The 13,986-nt window shown below is 55.5% G+C and carries 11 protein-coding genes and 4 pseudogenes; 7 read left to right on the forward strand and 8 right to left on the reverse strand.

Translation table 11 applies throughout. From position 1 onward, the window contains the following. Window positions 1-211: 211 nt before the first annotated feature. Window positions 212-1,078 (reverse strand): annotated as a pseudogene (locus tag KZH41_RS12505) (efflux RND transporter periplasmic adaptor subunit); the annotation flags it as partial. A gap of 98 nt (window positions 1,079-1,176) precedes the next feature. Here KZH41_RS12505 and KZH41_RS12510 point away from each other — a divergent pair. The 4 genes and pseudogenes from KZH41_RS12510 to KZH41_RS12525 all read left to right on the forward strand — a co-directional run. After that, window positions 1,177-1,392: pseudogene (locus tag KZH41_RS12510) on the forward strand (MFS transporter); the annotation flags it as partial. 137 nt (window positions 1,393-1,529) lie between these two features. Then, the gene (locus KZH41_RS12515) at window positions 1,530-2,396 is read left to right on the forward strand and encodes a pirin family protein (RefSeq protein WP_263274904.1); all 867 of its coding nucleotides are present in this window, start codon (window positions 1,530-1,532) and stop codon (window positions 2,394-2,396) included. A 155-nt stretch (window positions 2,397-2,551) separates the two neighbouring features. Then, entirely contained in the window at window positions 2,552-3,997 is a 1,446-nt protein-coding gene (locus tag KZH41_RS12520) for a mechanosensitive ion channel domain-containing protein (protein WP_263274905.1), read from the forward strand. 32 nt (window positions 3,998-4,029) lie between these two features. Next, window positions 4,030-4,179, forward strand: a pseudogene (locus KZH41_RS12525) (thioredoxin reductase); the annotation flags it as partial. Here KZH41_RS12525 and KZH41_RS12530 read toward each other — a convergent pair. Continuing rightward, window positions 4,169-4,867, reverse strand: coding sequence for an SDR family oxidoreductase (locus tag KZH41_RS12530; RefSeq protein WP_242155610.1), 699 nt, complete (start codon window positions 4,865-4,867; stop codon window positions 4,169-4,171). The pseudogene KZH41_RS12525 and the gene KZH41_RS12530 overlap by 11 nt on opposite strands. Window positions 4,868-4,972: 105 nt before the next feature. Here KZH41_RS12530 and KZH41_RS12535 point away from each other — a divergent pair, with 105 nt between their 5' ends. Further along, window positions 4,973-5,401 (forward strand): winged helix-turn-helix transcriptional regulator, encoded by a 429-nt coding sequence (locus KZH41_RS12535; RefSeq protein ID WP_242155612.1) that lies wholly within the window; start codon window positions 4,973-4,975, stop codon window positions 5,399-5,401. Here KZH41_RS12535 and KZH41_RS12540 read toward each other — a convergent pair. Then, window positions 5,398-5,985, reverse strand: a complete 588-nt coding sequence (locus KZH41_RS12540) for a TetR/AcrR family transcriptional regulator (RefSeq protein WP_263274906.1) — start codon at window positions 5,983-5,985, stop codon at window positions 5,398-5,400. The genes KZH41_RS12535 and KZH41_RS12540 overlap by 4 nt on opposite strands. Window positions 5,986-6,190: 205 nt before the next feature. Between KZH41_RS12540 and KZH41_RS12545 the strand changes: the two are divergent. Next, window positions 6,191-6,774 (forward strand): annotated as a pseudogene (locus KZH41_RS12545) (LysE family translocator). Here the strand turns inward: KZH41_RS12545 and KZH41_RS12550 are convergent. The 5 genes from KZH41_RS12550 to KZH41_RS12570 all read right to left on the reverse strand — a co-directional run bounded on the left by KZH41_RS12550 (window position 6,716) and on the right by KZH41_RS12570 (window position 9,879). Beyond that, on the reverse strand, window positions 6,716-7,609 hold the full coding sequence (locus KZH41_RS12550; protein ID WP_242155619.1) for an AraC family transcriptional regulator: 894 nt from the start codon (window positions 7,607-7,609) through the stop codon (window positions 6,716-6,718). The pseudogene KZH41_RS12545 and the gene KZH41_RS12550 overlap by 59 nt on opposite strands. 74 nt (window positions 7,610-7,683) lie before the next feature. Continuing rightward, a complete protein-coding gene (locus KZH41_RS12555; RefSeq protein WP_263274907.1) occupies window positions 7,684-8,109 on the reverse strand; it encodes a GNAT family N-acetyltransferase in 426 nt (141 codons plus the stop codon). A 70-nt stretch (window positions 8,110-8,179) separates the two neighbouring features. Continuing rightward, window positions 8,180-8,566, reverse strand: coding sequence for a hypothetical protein (locus KZH41_RS12560; protein WP_263274908.1), 387 nt, complete (start codon window positions 8,564-8,566; stop codon window positions 8,180-8,182). Between the two features lie 322 nt (window positions 8,567-8,888). Continuing rightward, a complete protein-coding gene (locus tag KZH41_RS12565; RefSeq protein WP_263274909.1) occupies window positions 8,889-9,380 on the reverse strand; it encodes a GNAT family N-acetyltransferase in 492 nt (163 codons plus the stop codon). Window positions 9,381-9,621: 241 nt separating this feature from the next. Further along, window positions 9,622-9,879 (reverse strand): fructose-bisphosphate aldolase, encoded by a 258-nt coding sequence (locus KZH41_RS12570; RefSeq protein WP_406980447.1) that lies wholly within the window; start codon window positions 9,877-9,879, stop codon window positions 9,622-9,624. 951 nt (window positions 9,880-10,830) lie between these two features. Between KZH41_RS12570 and KZH41_RS12575 the strand changes: the two genes are divergently transcribed. Beyond that, complete coding sequence (locus KZH41_RS12575; RefSeq protein ID WP_263274911.1) at window positions 10,831-13,944, forward strand: metallophosphoesterase; 3,114 nt, start codon at window positions 10,831-10,833, stop codon at window positions 13,942-13,944. The last annotated feature ends 42 nt before the right edge of the window (window positions 13,945-13,986 follow it).

The following is a 13,986-nucleotide window of genomic DNA, read 5'->3' on the forward strand; positions in this document are numbered from 1 at the left end:
CATCTGCAATCCCTCGCACTGTGTGATCAGGCGAAGGACTTTGCAGAGGTTTTCAGGCGGTATCTGTAGAGCTTATCCGGTAGTTACGTGGGATGTTTCAGTAGTCTGTGTCCTCTCCCGGCCATGCACCAAACTGCACAGCACCGGCAGGAGCAACAGCGTCAACATCGCACCGCCAGCCCCCCGCCTAGTTGTGCGGCAGGTGAGCACCGAGGGCGACGATGGGCACGCGGGTTTGTGGCGTCTGGCCGTTGCCTTGCAGGCGCACGGTGATGGTCGAGCCGAGGGCGAAACGGGTGACGGCGCCGTGCAACACGTAGCGCGCGCGGTAGGTGCGGGTGGCCGGGTCGGCGCTGGCGGACAGCTCGCGCAGGGGGGCGGTCACGGCCTGCTCGGGCGCGCCGGAGGGGAACGCCAGGGCTTTTTGCGAGGCTTGGTCGCGCTGGTTTTCCGGTAGGTTGACGATGGCTTCGCGGGCGCCGTCATGGGCCAGGCGCGCGACGATTTGCCCTTCGGCGACGACCTGGCCGCGATCCACGCGCACGTCGGTGATGATGCCGTCGCCATCGGCCTTGAGCACCGAGTAGGTGCGGCGGTTTTCGATCTGGCTGGCGTCGGATTGTGCTGATGCCAGCTCGGCTTCGGCCACGCGCAGGTTGTTCGCCGACTGATCGAAAACCTGCCGCGACACCGCGCCCGTGCTGGCCAGGCGCTGGTAGCGGTTTTCATCATCACGGCGCTGGCGCAATTGTGCCTGGGCTGCGTTTACGCGGTTCTTGGCCAGTTCGACGTCGCCGATGTCCAGCACCAGCAGGGTGTCGCCTCGGGACACGTGCTGGCCGGGGTCGACCTTGCGTTCGATGACCTTGCCACTGACCTGAAAGCCCACGTCACTTTCCGTACGCGCAGCCACCACGCCGGTATAGGTGCTTTGCGGGGTGCCGACCGCTTCAACTTGCGCGACGAGCGCTGGGCGGGGCAGCGGCACGTCGGCGGCGCTGTCGGCCTCGCTGTTGCAGCCGCTGAGGACGACCAACATGACCAGGAGCGTGAGAATACGCAGGGGAAGAGGGTTCATGACGGGCTCCGGGGGTAATCAGCTGTAAAAATTACGGTCGTAATCTTTTGCTCATATTATGGCTGAAATATAAATTTATCCAGCCCCGGATATTCCCCGTGGCAAACGCCCCAGCCCCCCCGCGAAGCCTGTTGCTTTTACGGGTGGCCCTTAGCGTGTTGGGTGAAGTGTCGGCCCAATTGATCAACCCGGGCCTGGGCGCCATCGAGCAGGCGCTGATGGCACTGTCGGCGTTTGTCGCCGCATTTGGCCTGGGGCAGTTGCTGTTCGGGCCGCTGTCGGACCGTATCGGCCGCCGCCCGGTATTGATCGGCGTGTTTATCAACCTGCTGGGGTTCAGCAGCCTTGAATACGGCAGAACTGTCCTATACGTAGAACGATCAAGGCCGATTTTGCCGTCTAGTACTCAACGGCCAGCGGACTTAGGGTGTACGCAACTTGGAGGTACACCATGAAAAAAATCATCGGCATCTACACCAGCCCCCGCGCCCATTGGGTCGGCGACGGCTTTCCGGTGCGCACACTGTTTTCCTACGACGCGATGGGCAAGCACATCAGCCCATTCCTGTTGCTGGACCACGCCGGCCCGGTCGATTTCACACCGACCGAACAACGTCGCGGCGTAGGCCAACACCCACATCGCGGCTTTGAAACTGTGACCATCGTGTATGACGGCGAAGTCGAGCACCGTGACTCCACCGGCGCCGGTGGCACGATCGGCCCCGGCGATGTGCAATGGATGACGGCCGCCAAAGGCATCCTCCACGAAGAGTTCCATTCCCAAGCCTTTGCCCGCAGCGGCGGGGCGCTGGAGATGGTGCAACTGTGGGTCAACCTGCCGGCCAAGGACAAAATGGCCGACGCCGGTTACCAGACTATCGTCGATGGCGATATTCCGGTGCTGCCGCTGGCGAACGACGCTGGGCAGTTGCGCCTGATCGCTGGTGAATTCGCCGGTACCCAGGGACCGGCGCGCACCTTCACGCCGATTGACGTGTGGGACTTGCGTCTTAACGCCGGTAAAGCGGTCACGCTGGACCTGCACGCCGGGCGCAATACCGCGCTGGTGATCCTGCGCGGCACGGTGCTGGTCAATGGCGAGGAAGTCGCGCGCCAAGGGCAACTGGCATTGTTTGAACGGGATGGCGAGCACATCACGTTGGAAGCCAACGACGACGCCAAGGTGCTGCTGCTCAGCGGTGAACCGATCGATGAGCCCATCGTCGGCCACGGCCCGTTTGTGATGAACACCGAGCAGGAAATTCATCAGGCATTTGCTGACTTCCAATCCGGTCGTTTCGGACAAATGCAGGCTTAACGGTCAAGTGCCAACCCCTGTGGGAGCGGGCTTGTTGTGGCAAGCCCGCTCGCCACAACAAGCCCGCTTGCCACAAGGGTTTTTACCCGCACATTTTGTTTTCCAGCGTTCTCAAATCATGCGATCTTCAGCGCATTCGCCTTGGAGTCGCCCGGATGCCCTCATTTATCGCTGATCACCCGATGTTGTGCGCCGTGGCGCTGATCTTTATCGACATCGCCGTGTGGCGCCTTATTTCCGTCAACCTCGCCAACTGGAAACTCGCCGCACGCCTGGCGATCTTTGCCGTGTACAGCGCCGTGCTGTTCAACGACGGCATGAACCCCATGCAACTCGCACCCTATGCCGACAACACCGCGTTGCACCTGGCCGCCACGGCCTTGCAGATCGGCTGGTGGCTGTTTGCCGCGCGCACCCTCACGGTATTGCTCGGCGCGGTGATGATGCAGCGGGTCGGGCATGGCGGGCGGTTGCTGCAGGACCTGATGGGCGCGGTGATATTCCTGATCGCGATCATCGCCGCCATGGCCTACGTGCTCGACCTGCCGGTCAAGGGCGTGCTCGCCACCTCCGGGGCGGTGGCGATCATCGTCGGCCTGGCGCTGCAAAGCACCCTGAGCGACGTATTTTCCGGGATCGTGCTCAACACCACCAAGCCGTACCAGCTGGATGACTGGATCTCCATCGACGGCACCGAAGGCCGCGTCACCGATATCGACTGGCGCGCCACACGCCTGCAAACCTCCCAGGGCAGCATGGCGGTGATCCCCAACTCCCTGGCCGCCAAGGCCAAAATCATCAATTTCTCGCGCCCGGCGGACATGTTCGGCCTGGCGGTCAGCCTGCAAGTCAGCCCGCATGCGCGCCCGCAAACCGTGATCGAGGCGCTGGAGCGGGCGATGCAAGGTTGCCGGCCGCTACTGGCCAAACCCGCGCCGAGCGTAGCGTTCAAGACCTCTGCCAGTGGCGGGGTGGAGTATGAAATCAGCGGCTTTGTGCCGGCCATGGGCGTCAAGCGCGAAGTGCGCAACCAGCTTTACGATTTGGCTTTCCGCCACCTGCAAGCGGCGGGCGTGGGCTTGCTGTCCGCCACCGAAAGCAGCGCGCCGGCGGCGCTGTCCGGTGCACGCGCATTGCTGGAGCGCTCGTCGATTTTCTCCACCCTGCGCCAGGAAGAGAAAGATACCTTCAGCCAGAACATGGTCCTGCACACCTACCGCGCCGGCGAGATGATCCTGCCGGCGGGCGAGGTCAGCGATCATTTGTTTATCGTCGAATCCGGTGTGGTCTCGGTGATGTTGATCAAGGCCGGCCACAAGTTCGAAGCCGGGCGCATGGGGCCGGGCGAGGTGATTGGCGAGGCGGGGATTTTGTCCGATCAGGCGGCGCTGGCGGATTTTTCCGCCAAAACCTTCTGCACCCTGTACCGCATCGAGAAGGAATACCTGAAACCCTGCCTGGACGCGCGCCACGACATCAGCGAAGCGATGAAGGCGCTGCTGGATTTCCGTCTACACACGGCGCAGGCCCTGACCCAGGACGCGCCGGTCGTGCCGGTGAAAAAAGGCTTCCTGCAATGGTTGCGCAGTCGCGGGCTGTAGCGCCGATCAAGGCGCCATGGCGATGCGGTAGCGCTCTGCACACCAACGGCATGCGCCAGACCTCGGTGGCTGGCGTGTTTGCCTGTAGCGACGCCTCACTGGCCGCCGGCTCCGTAGCGCTGGCGGTGGGCGAGGGCGTGCGCGCCGGGGTCGGCGCGCACTTTTCGTTGATCAGTGGTTGAGGTAGGCCGGGCTTTGCGTGGACAGCGAGGCTTTCACGGCATGGGTCATGTCGGTGATCAACGCTTCTTCGCGGTCTTCGCTCAGGGCTTGCAGGGTGATCGCGACCACTTCCTGGGGCGTGCTTTTCGGCACCTGGATATCCGCCACCATGTCGGTGTCGATGTAGGCCGGGTGCACGCCGATCACCAGGGTATTCTGCTCGCGTAGCTCGCCGCGCAGGCCATTGGTCAGGCCCCATTGGGCAGATTTGGAGGTGCTGTAGCCACCGGAGCCGGGCGGGCTCAGCCAGCTCAGAATCGAGAGGATATTGATCAGCGCGCCGCCGCCTTGCTTGGCCAGGATCGGCGCGAAGGCACGGCTCAGGCGCAAGGTGCCGAAGGTGTTGACTTCAAAGTGCTGCTGCAGGTTTTCGACACTGTCTTCGGCGAGTAACGAGCCGTACTTCAAAAAGCCCGCGTTATTGATCAACACACTGACGTCGGTGCACTGCTCGGCGGCGCGCTGCACGCTGGCCGGGTCGGTGATGTCCAGGGCAATCGGCGTGCTACCGGGGATGTTGACGCTGGCCGGGTCCCGCGCAGCGGCGTAGACCTTGGCCGCACCGGCTTCCAACAGCGCCGTGACGAACGCTTTGCCGAGGCCACGGTTGGCGCCGGTAACCAAAACCACTTTTCCACGAATATCCATGATCAGCTCCAGGCAACAAATTAGGTTTAATAATAAAACCGTTTTTATCTTGGGCTCGTTGGTCCTATAATGCAACCAAATATTTCTGATGACGCGAGGCCGACGATGAAACGCAAATGCCTGGAAGGCGACGATTGCCCGGTCGCCCGTGCGCTGGATGTGGTGGGGGATTGGTGGACGCTGCTGATCATCCGCGACGCGTTTGCCGGGGTGACGCGCTTCGGCGACTTCCAAAAAAGCTTGGGCGTGGCGAAAAACATTCTCGCCACACGCCTCAAGGACATGGTCGAGCAAGGCCTGCTGCACACCCGCGAAGTCGGCGCGCGCAGTGAGTATCAGCTGACCGACAAAGGCCGCGCGCTGATGCCGGTGCTGGTGACCTTGGCGCAATGGGGCGAGACGCACACCGAGCCTGAGCAGGTCGGTGCGCGTATAGTGGATGCGCGCTCGCTCAAGCCGCTGCGCAAGGTCCAGATCGTGTCCGAGGACGGTCGCGTGCTGGGCCTGGAAGATATCGTCACGCAGGTGGGTTAGGCGGGTTTGCCATCCAGCAACTGCTGAAACAACGGCGTCAGTAAGTCGATCAATACCTGCGGGTCCGCCTTGGCCAGCGCCGACACTTCCAGCATCTGGCGCATCACCTGAAAGCCTGACACCAACGCCATCACCAGCGCTGCGCGCTCTTGGTGATGCGCGCCCTCGAGCGCAGCGGCCAGGGCCGCCGAGTGGCCTTTTTCGAGTTGTTCGCGGCCGATCACGGCGGCGCGCTTGCTCAATGCCGACTGCAGCATGATCAGGAAGCCGTCCAGCGGCGTGCTGCCTGCTTCAGTGATGCTGACCAGCGCAGTGGCGATGCAGCGCCCAAGGTTTTCCACGCCGAGTTGGTCGGGCGTCAGGGCGACGGGGCTGGCCAATGCCTCGGCGATCACCTCGGCAAACAGCTGCTCCTTGGAGGCGAAGTAGCGGTTGACCAGCATCACGGTCAACCCCGCGCCGGCGGCGATTTCACCCAGCCCCGTGCGGTCGTAGCCCGAGTGGGCAAAGGCCTTGCGCGCGGCCACCAAAATGGCGTCGCGGGTGACGGCGGCATCGCGCCGGCGAGGAATCGGGTTGGGCATTGGCGTCCTGATGTGGCGGGTAATGGTGGGCGCGCAACCGGCGCGCGTCGACAGGGTACAGGGTCTGTTTGCTGTCGAGGAAGCCCAACAGCGGCGCATTGAACAACGCCGGGTCTTGGGCTCAGGGTGATTTTGTTCAATACCACGCCCGTTCAGCCCTTTATCGTGAGGCCATCGTTGTTTGGCATCACAAAAAGGAACCGCAATGAGCTTGATCATTTCCATGGCTGCCTTCGCCCTGGCCACCTCCATCACGCCGGGACCGGTGAATGTGGTCGCACTCAGCTCCGGCGCGCGCTTCGGCTTTGCCGCCAGCCAGAAACACGTGTTCGGCGCCGCCGTCGGCTTCACCTTGTTGTTGGTGCTGATCGGCCTGGGCCTGCATGAAGTACTGGTGCGTTGGCCGATCCTGACCCAGTTGATCCAGTGGGGCGGCGTCGCGTTTTTACTGTACATGGCCTGGAAACTGGCGGTGGACGACGGCCGCCTCGACGCCGAGGGCACCGCCACCGCGCCGTCGATGCTCTACGGCGCAATCATGCAATGGCTCAACCCCAAAGCCTGGCTGGCTTGCGTGGCAGGGATGGGCTTGTTTGTAGCGGATGGCGATGCGCGCCAAGTGTGGCTGTTCGCCGCGCTCTACCTGGTGATTTGCTACCTGTCGGTGGCGTGCTGGGCCTACGCCGGGTCTTGCGCCGCTACCTGAGCAACCCGCAAGGCGTACGCCTGTTCAACCGCTCAATGGCCGCGTTGCTGGTGGCCAGTGTGGGTTATTTGCTGATGGCTTGAGCAAGTCGCGGTACTGCCCGGGCGTGGCGGCAAAATGTTGTTTGAACGCCCGCTGAAAATGCGCCTGGTCGGCAAAGCCCGCGGCCAGGGCCACATCGGCGATCAGCTCGCCATTGCGCAATTGGGTGCGGGCAAACTGGATGCGCCGGTTCACCACAAAGGCATGCGGCGTGAGCCCGTAATACTGCTTGAACGCGCGGATCAGGTACGACGGCGACAGCTCGGCCGCTAGGCAAATCTGCTCCAGCTTCAACGCCTCGGTGCAGTGTTCACGGATGTACTCGGCGGCGCGCTCCAGCTTATGGTTGACCTCCCGCACCGGCGTCAGTGAAGGGTTCAGACGCTGCTGCACCTCGGTGAAATAACTCACCAGCGCGCTCTGCTTTTGCAGCAGTTCGGCCTGCTCATCCAACAAAATCCCGTACAGCTCGATCAAACCGTTGTACAGCAGCGTGTCGCGGGTGTGTGGCGTGTTGAACGGCCGATAACCCTGCTCAGTACTGAAACCCAGCTGGTATTGCAGGTCGGTCAGCCAAGGCGTGTCCAGGTACAGCATGTGATACGACCAGTGCTGGTCGTGGATCGGGTTGCACGCATGCACATCGCCGGGGTTCATCAACACCACCGTGCCGGCGCTGATCTCAAACGTCTGCGCGCCGTAGTGGTAATAGCTGCGCCCGGTGGTGATCGCGCCGATGGAAAAATGCTCGTGGGCGTGGCGGGTGTACGTGACCTTGCGCCCGTCGGCAATGGTCCGCGCCTCGATGAACGGCAAACGCTCGTCACGCCAGAAGCGCGGCGCGTGCGCGGGGTGAACGGGGGTGTTCAGCGACATGGCGCAGGCTCCATCCCTAGAAGAACGAGCAGGGATCATTACACAGCCCAGGGCTGAATCGCCATCGCCGTTGATCAAAGCGCTTTAGACAAAAACACCCGGCTGCTGCCCGCAGGTTCACAGGGTATTTCGCCAAACCGCACCCAACCGTGTTTCTCATAAAACCCCGGCGCCTGGAAGCTAATCGTGTACAGCACTGCATTCAGACAACCCCGGCGCCGCGCTTCGTCTTCGAAGGCTTGCAGCAATTGGCTGCCCAAGCCCGAACCGCGCAGGGCATCGGGCAGGTGGAACAGGTCGAGAAAGGCCATGCCCAGCGTGGTTTTGCCGGTGATGCCGCCGAGGACCTGCTGCGTATCGGGGTCTTTGATCAGTACCGTCAGTGGCAGGCGATCATTGGCGCCGGTAATCGCTTCATTGAATGCGGCGAGGCCGCTGCCGAGGATGCGTTCGGCGTCGGGGTTGGGTTGGTCGCTGACTTCAATGAAGGGTGCGCTCATGATTGCCTCTCAATAGGTGCGTGTTAGGCGGTATGCAGCACGTTCGTGATGCTCCATACCACCGGTTGCTTCACGCCTGCTGCCATCCACCCATGTCGTCGGCCTTGATCTCGAAATCTATCGCCTCGCGGTAAGGATCGCCAAGCGCGCTGTATCGGCCATTACCGGCGGCCTGGGTGGGCTGCCAGGCTTGTGTAGCGGGGTCGAATACTTCGGCATCATCGCCGGCGGTGTGATCAAGGGCGTTAAACATCGGGTTGTCGTTATCAATCCTGTGTTGTGCAGGCTGGCCGGGCATCGGGTGGCCATTCACAGGCAGTTGCCCCGAGCCCCACAGGACATCATCTCCAGCTGATTGATCAAGGGGATTAGCCCTTGGTTTAGCGCTATCGATCCTACCGGTTTCAGGCGCCTGGTACATCGACAGGGACGGGTTAAAAACACTGATTGAAGACATAGGCATACCTCTTTAATGGGCAATAAAGGCAACCTGCCGGACTCCTGTCTGGCGGGTTGCGTTGCAGGCTAGCTAGCCTTTAAGAGACCTTCAATGCAGTGATTTTTGGCGGATGTAACGGCTTAAAACCGCTGCCGCGCTTACCCATAAACTGAGCTGTTTGGCTGTAGGCCTCGTCCTGATAATTACGCGTAATGTCAGGTTTGGCGTCAGATTTCGGCAACGCGGCTAAGGTTTTTGTTTGTTGAAATACATTAGCCGGTTGTGAGCGGCTTTCCCGTCAGACGTCTCGATACAAAAATGCGACCAGAACGACGACGGCTTAGAGCCCCATCACCATCTCATGCCACGCCATCCCGCCATGCTCCGAAGGCGAAGGCTGCACATAGCTGTAGCCCATGCGGCGGTACAACGGCACATGCTGCTCCCTGCACATCAAATGAATCGTCTGCTTGCCCAGCGCACGCATGCGCTGCACAAACTCGGTCATCAACGCCGTGGAATACCCCTTGCCCTGATGCGCCGGGTCGACCACCACCGACATAATCACCACATTCGGCGCTTCGGCCGAATGCCCCACCAACTCCTTGAACGCCTCATCCGACATCACCACCTGATGCGCGCAGCCACAATTGATGAAACCCACCACCGCGCCATCCGCCTCCAGGATCAGAAAACCCTGCGGATACTGCGCAATACGCGTGGCGATCTTCTCCAGCGTCGCGGCTTCATCGCCTTCATAGGCGCTGATTTCAATCTCAAAACAACGGGCGGCGTCGGCGGGCAGGGCGTTGCGGAAGGCGAGGGCGGGCATGGGCGTTTCCTGAGGCGTTAAGCGAAAGGCCACATCATAACGGCGCGCCCATACCACCGCCATCGCCGCCTCTCACGCTATGCAGGTGCCGAGCACCCATCAAACAGTGGGAGCTGTCGAGCCCCAGCGAGGCTGCGAAGGCGCCAGCACCAACACCCCAAGGCCCGATCAGCCGTCAATTCGCGGCGCCCCAAAAACTAGAAAACCCGCCAACGCGGGTTTTCTCACAGCTCACATCACATCAACTCACAGCCGGCACATCAAACCCCCGCCGCTCCATCACCGTAAACACATCCGCCACATCCTGGACCATGATCCGAGCGGTATTGGCGACCGTATTGATGTCGTGCTCGGCATAGTCGGACACATTGGAACAGGCCATCAGGTGCAGGTAGGCGAGGGCGGCGTTGAGACGCTCGCTGGCGCAGGCATGGAGCTCGCTGAGCGGGGCGTCGCTGTCGATGAGGAGGACAGGGTATTCGGTTGCGGTTTGGGACATGGGGGTGAAGCGGCGGGGCGGGTGTTGAATTTTCAAGGTGGAAATCCCTAAGAAAGAAAAATTTCGGATAGCCGTAAAACAGGACGTCACCGGAAATCGGTTCTGTCGGGCTTAACGGTTTTTGGTGTAATTCCTTTTTAGGGCTGCGAATCCCATCGCCGATCAAGCTGGCGACGGGGCGGACTATAGAAGGCTGATTTTGGTGGGGCAATAGGGGGCGTTGCGGTTGTAGGACTGGTTTGCGGAGGCAGTGGCTATTTTGGGGGGCCGGTTAACGCTGCGGTTAAGCGCTCTATACCGTATGTTTAAAGGCGATGGGTGCCTGAGATGAGGTTGGCATGGTGGATGCGTTTTTCGAGCTTGTCAGACCTTTCTGACTTAGTTTTAAGAAGGTTTGTGTAGGTTCACAAACCTGCTCATCGATTTGCGGTCGACATACTCAGTTTTTTGCATCGGTTTTTACCAGCAGGTTTGCGTACATGATAGGCAGAAAGTGGCTGATAGCTGCCCTAGCATATGGGGCAGCTATCAGCCTAGAAGCGTCGAACGTGAGCTGCAGCAAACGGTCAACAGATGCCAATCAAATTGTACGAAAAATATAAATCGATTCAACTTGCAAATGTTGGTACTAATTCGGCAGGTTAAGCACTCATTGTGGCGTACGGCCATCAAATAAAGAATAATTATTATGATCACTGCATGCTATTCAAGAATTAAGAATTTTGCAACTTAGGCGTGGAGGCTCTTCACACGTCAAAATTGGGTAAAAAATAACTCGCTGGAGGAGAATTTCAAATGACCTCATACACCTTCCTTACTGGCTTTAAAAGTTACGGTCTATTTCGTTTGGAATCTAAAGTCGAAACATACAGAATGCTCTTATAGCTATTATTTTTTTGCCTCGCTAGATAAATTAGTTGATCGCGTACGGATAAAATCAAGGACGGAAAAATGAGAATCCTACATATCTCAGACCTGCATGTAACCAACTGCGCGGATCACTCCAGAACAATTAACGCGCTATGCGAGGATATAGCCAAGGCGAATAATAACAAGAAAATAGATGCGATATTATGCACCGGTGACATTGCCAATAGAGGAAATACTTCAAAGAGTGCTATTGAGGCTCAAGAAATAATAATTAGAAAGATACTCCAGAGCTCCAATTCGTCGGCAGTATTCTTATCCTGTCCGGGAAATCATGACATAAGCCTTAAAGATCGAGAAGAATTATATGAGTCAATATTCACCAATATAAAAACTCCTGAAGAGGCAAACAAGCTAATCGAAAATCTTATTAGTAAAGGAGATACTCCACTTTTGGGGCACTTGAGCGGCTACGTAGAACTTTCAAGGAGGATTGACTCTTCAACGTATGCAGGAAACATGTTGTTCACAACAAAGAAGCTGAAAATTGACTCTGCGCAGGTAGGCGTAGCCTCTTTAAATAGTACGTGGCGAACCGCTGGCGGAGGAGGAAAAGATAGAAATAGTCTATACGTTGGTGAACGGCAAATTGAACTTTCACTTGCTGAAATAGAAGATTGCGACATTAAAATTGCCATGATGCATCACACTTTAGATTGGCTGGCCCCCGAAGAAAAAAACAAAATTCAAAGAGCGTTATCAACTAACTTTGATCTTCTGCTATGTGGGCATAATCATAGTAATAGCGCCTCGCAAACAATATCAACATTAGGTAATCTATTAATCAGCAACACAGGATGTATCTTCGAAAGCAGAGAGCACTATAATGGCTACTCCATCATAGATATTGACAGCAAAGAAAATGTATTAAGAATAGAGGCGCGAGAGTATTACAGTCAAAGGAATGAATTTGACATTTCCCCGAGGTTTGCGAAAAATGGGGTATATGAGTTTAATTTGTCAAAAAATAATGGTGCAATTAAAGCATCTATTTCAAGTACCGCTATAAATGCCGCATTAGAAAAGGCCAATTCAAAGCTTTTATCTTTTTCAGCGTCTGATATCGCTCCAAAACATTTATCATCTATCTTTGTTGAACCACCGCTTGCAAAAAAAAGTGAGAAAAGCCTTGCTGCCAGTGATGATCTTGATACAAAAGATACCGATGAGGTCGTAAGTCTATACAGCTTATCGCAAGAAAAAATAGATATTATTTTTATCGGAAAAAGAGAGTCCGGAAAGTCAACGTTACTGAATCATATTGCAGTCAATAGATTTATGGAATTTCACGGAAATGCAAGAGTTGGCCTGCTGATTGATATCTCAACACTTTACAAGTTAACAGTGGCAGCTATTATCACTCAAGCAATAGAGTTCTTAGGCAACGAAATTCTTAAGAGGGATCTAATCACTTTATTAGAAAATGGTGAGGCATTAGTCATCTTTGATAGCTTTGATCTGCATAATTCTGCTCATAGAAAATTAATTGAAGAGTTTAGAGAGAAATACTCAGCGCCTCGCTATATACTGGCTACAAACGAAGAGTTGCAGGATGATCTTAGTCTCGAAAAGCTACCGTCCTTAAAAAACAACCCAACCGTGGTCTACATACACTCATTCAAAATAAGGCACACAAAGGAATTAGTAAAAAAGTGGTTCGGTGAACACGATCAGAACTCTGAAGAGCGATTCACGCTTGTAAAAAAATTATTATCTAAACTGAATGTACCACAAACCCCTTTCTTAGTTTCTATATTATTATGGGTAATAGAGCAGCAGCCCACAGCCAAGCTAATAAATCAAGCATCTGCAATAGAAGCGCTAATTTTCGGGCTGTTGGAGAAATTCACTGAGTCAAAGTCGCGATCAAATTATGACTCAAATATTCAGTCTCACTTTCTATCAGAGCTATCTACTGCTATGGATGAGGCAAGTGCAGAATGGGTAAATTCAAACGAGTTTGAAATTTTCGTATCAACTTACTTTAATAAGCGAGGTCTTACAGTCCCTTCAAGGGGGTTTACAGAAGAGCTTCTTAGGAAAGGCTTGCTATATGAAAGCAATCAAAAAATTTCATTTAAATTCGATTGCTTTAGGGCTTTTTTTCTAGCAAATAAACTTGCTGATAATGTGGAGGCGCTGGCAAAGGTTTTAACACCACTTTCAATCTCCAACTATACTACCGAGCTAGATCTACTTACAGGCCTTCATCGGGACCGGAAAGACATTCTAATCTCAGCTAGAGACTGTTGTCGGAAACTACTCGCTGACTCCGAGTTCGAAGTTGACATATCTCTGTTTGAAGCCCACGGCAGAGAGCAAGGAGTATTTAGTCAGTCGGAAAGTCTAACAAAAATGGAGGACGATTTTTTAAATACTCCGGTTGATGACAACCATAGAGCTAGATTCATTGAGGAAGCAGAAGTTCCTTCAAAGGCATCTATTGATCATGACCATGCAAGACAAAGGCACCCTAGTGCCCCGTTATCAAGTCAGATGCATTTCATAGGCGCATTAAAAGCATACTCTAATATATTAAGAAATAGTGAGCTCATAGATGACGTCGAGCTAAAAAAGCAGTGCCTTAACGAAGTGCTAACAATGTGGTCAAAAATCATTGTCTCGACAACAAAGTATTTCCATGAAATAAACCCGGACGACTTTCCAGACGAACTTCCGCCTGAGCTTGAGTTTTTATCTCCAGAACAATTTAAAAGTTTTATAAGGTTGATGGTTCCTCAACTAATCTCATCTTTAATGGCGGAGTCTTTAGCTACGCCAAAGCTTGAAAATTTTATTTTAGCAGAAACGAACAATGCGAATCAGTGTGTGCGGTTTCTATCCACAATGCTCACGATAGAAAATATAAATAGGGCAAGCATACAGGCAATTTGTAAGTTGCTAAAAGAAGCAGGCGCCAATAATATTGTTACGCAGGCCATTTTTATCAGGCTTTTAACGCTATATTATTTTGAAGCGCCTTCTAATTCATTGGAGCCAATAAGGGGCTGCATTGGTGATGCCTTTAATGCTCTTCGAGGCTCATCAAGTAGTGAGCGATCAGTATATAAAGGGCAGTTTTTGCGGCATATCGATGAGAAACGTGCGAAAACCCTGGACGATCTAGAAAACGACTGAGGTTGTGCGAAAATCGGGGTCAGACCCTGAGGGATCCCCACA

Origin of the sequence: Pseudomonas sp. YeP6b (assembly GCF_025642995.1) — a bacterium.
GTDB lineage: Bacteria > Pseudomonadota > Gammaproteobacteria > Pseudomonadales > Pseudomonadaceae > Aquipseudomonas.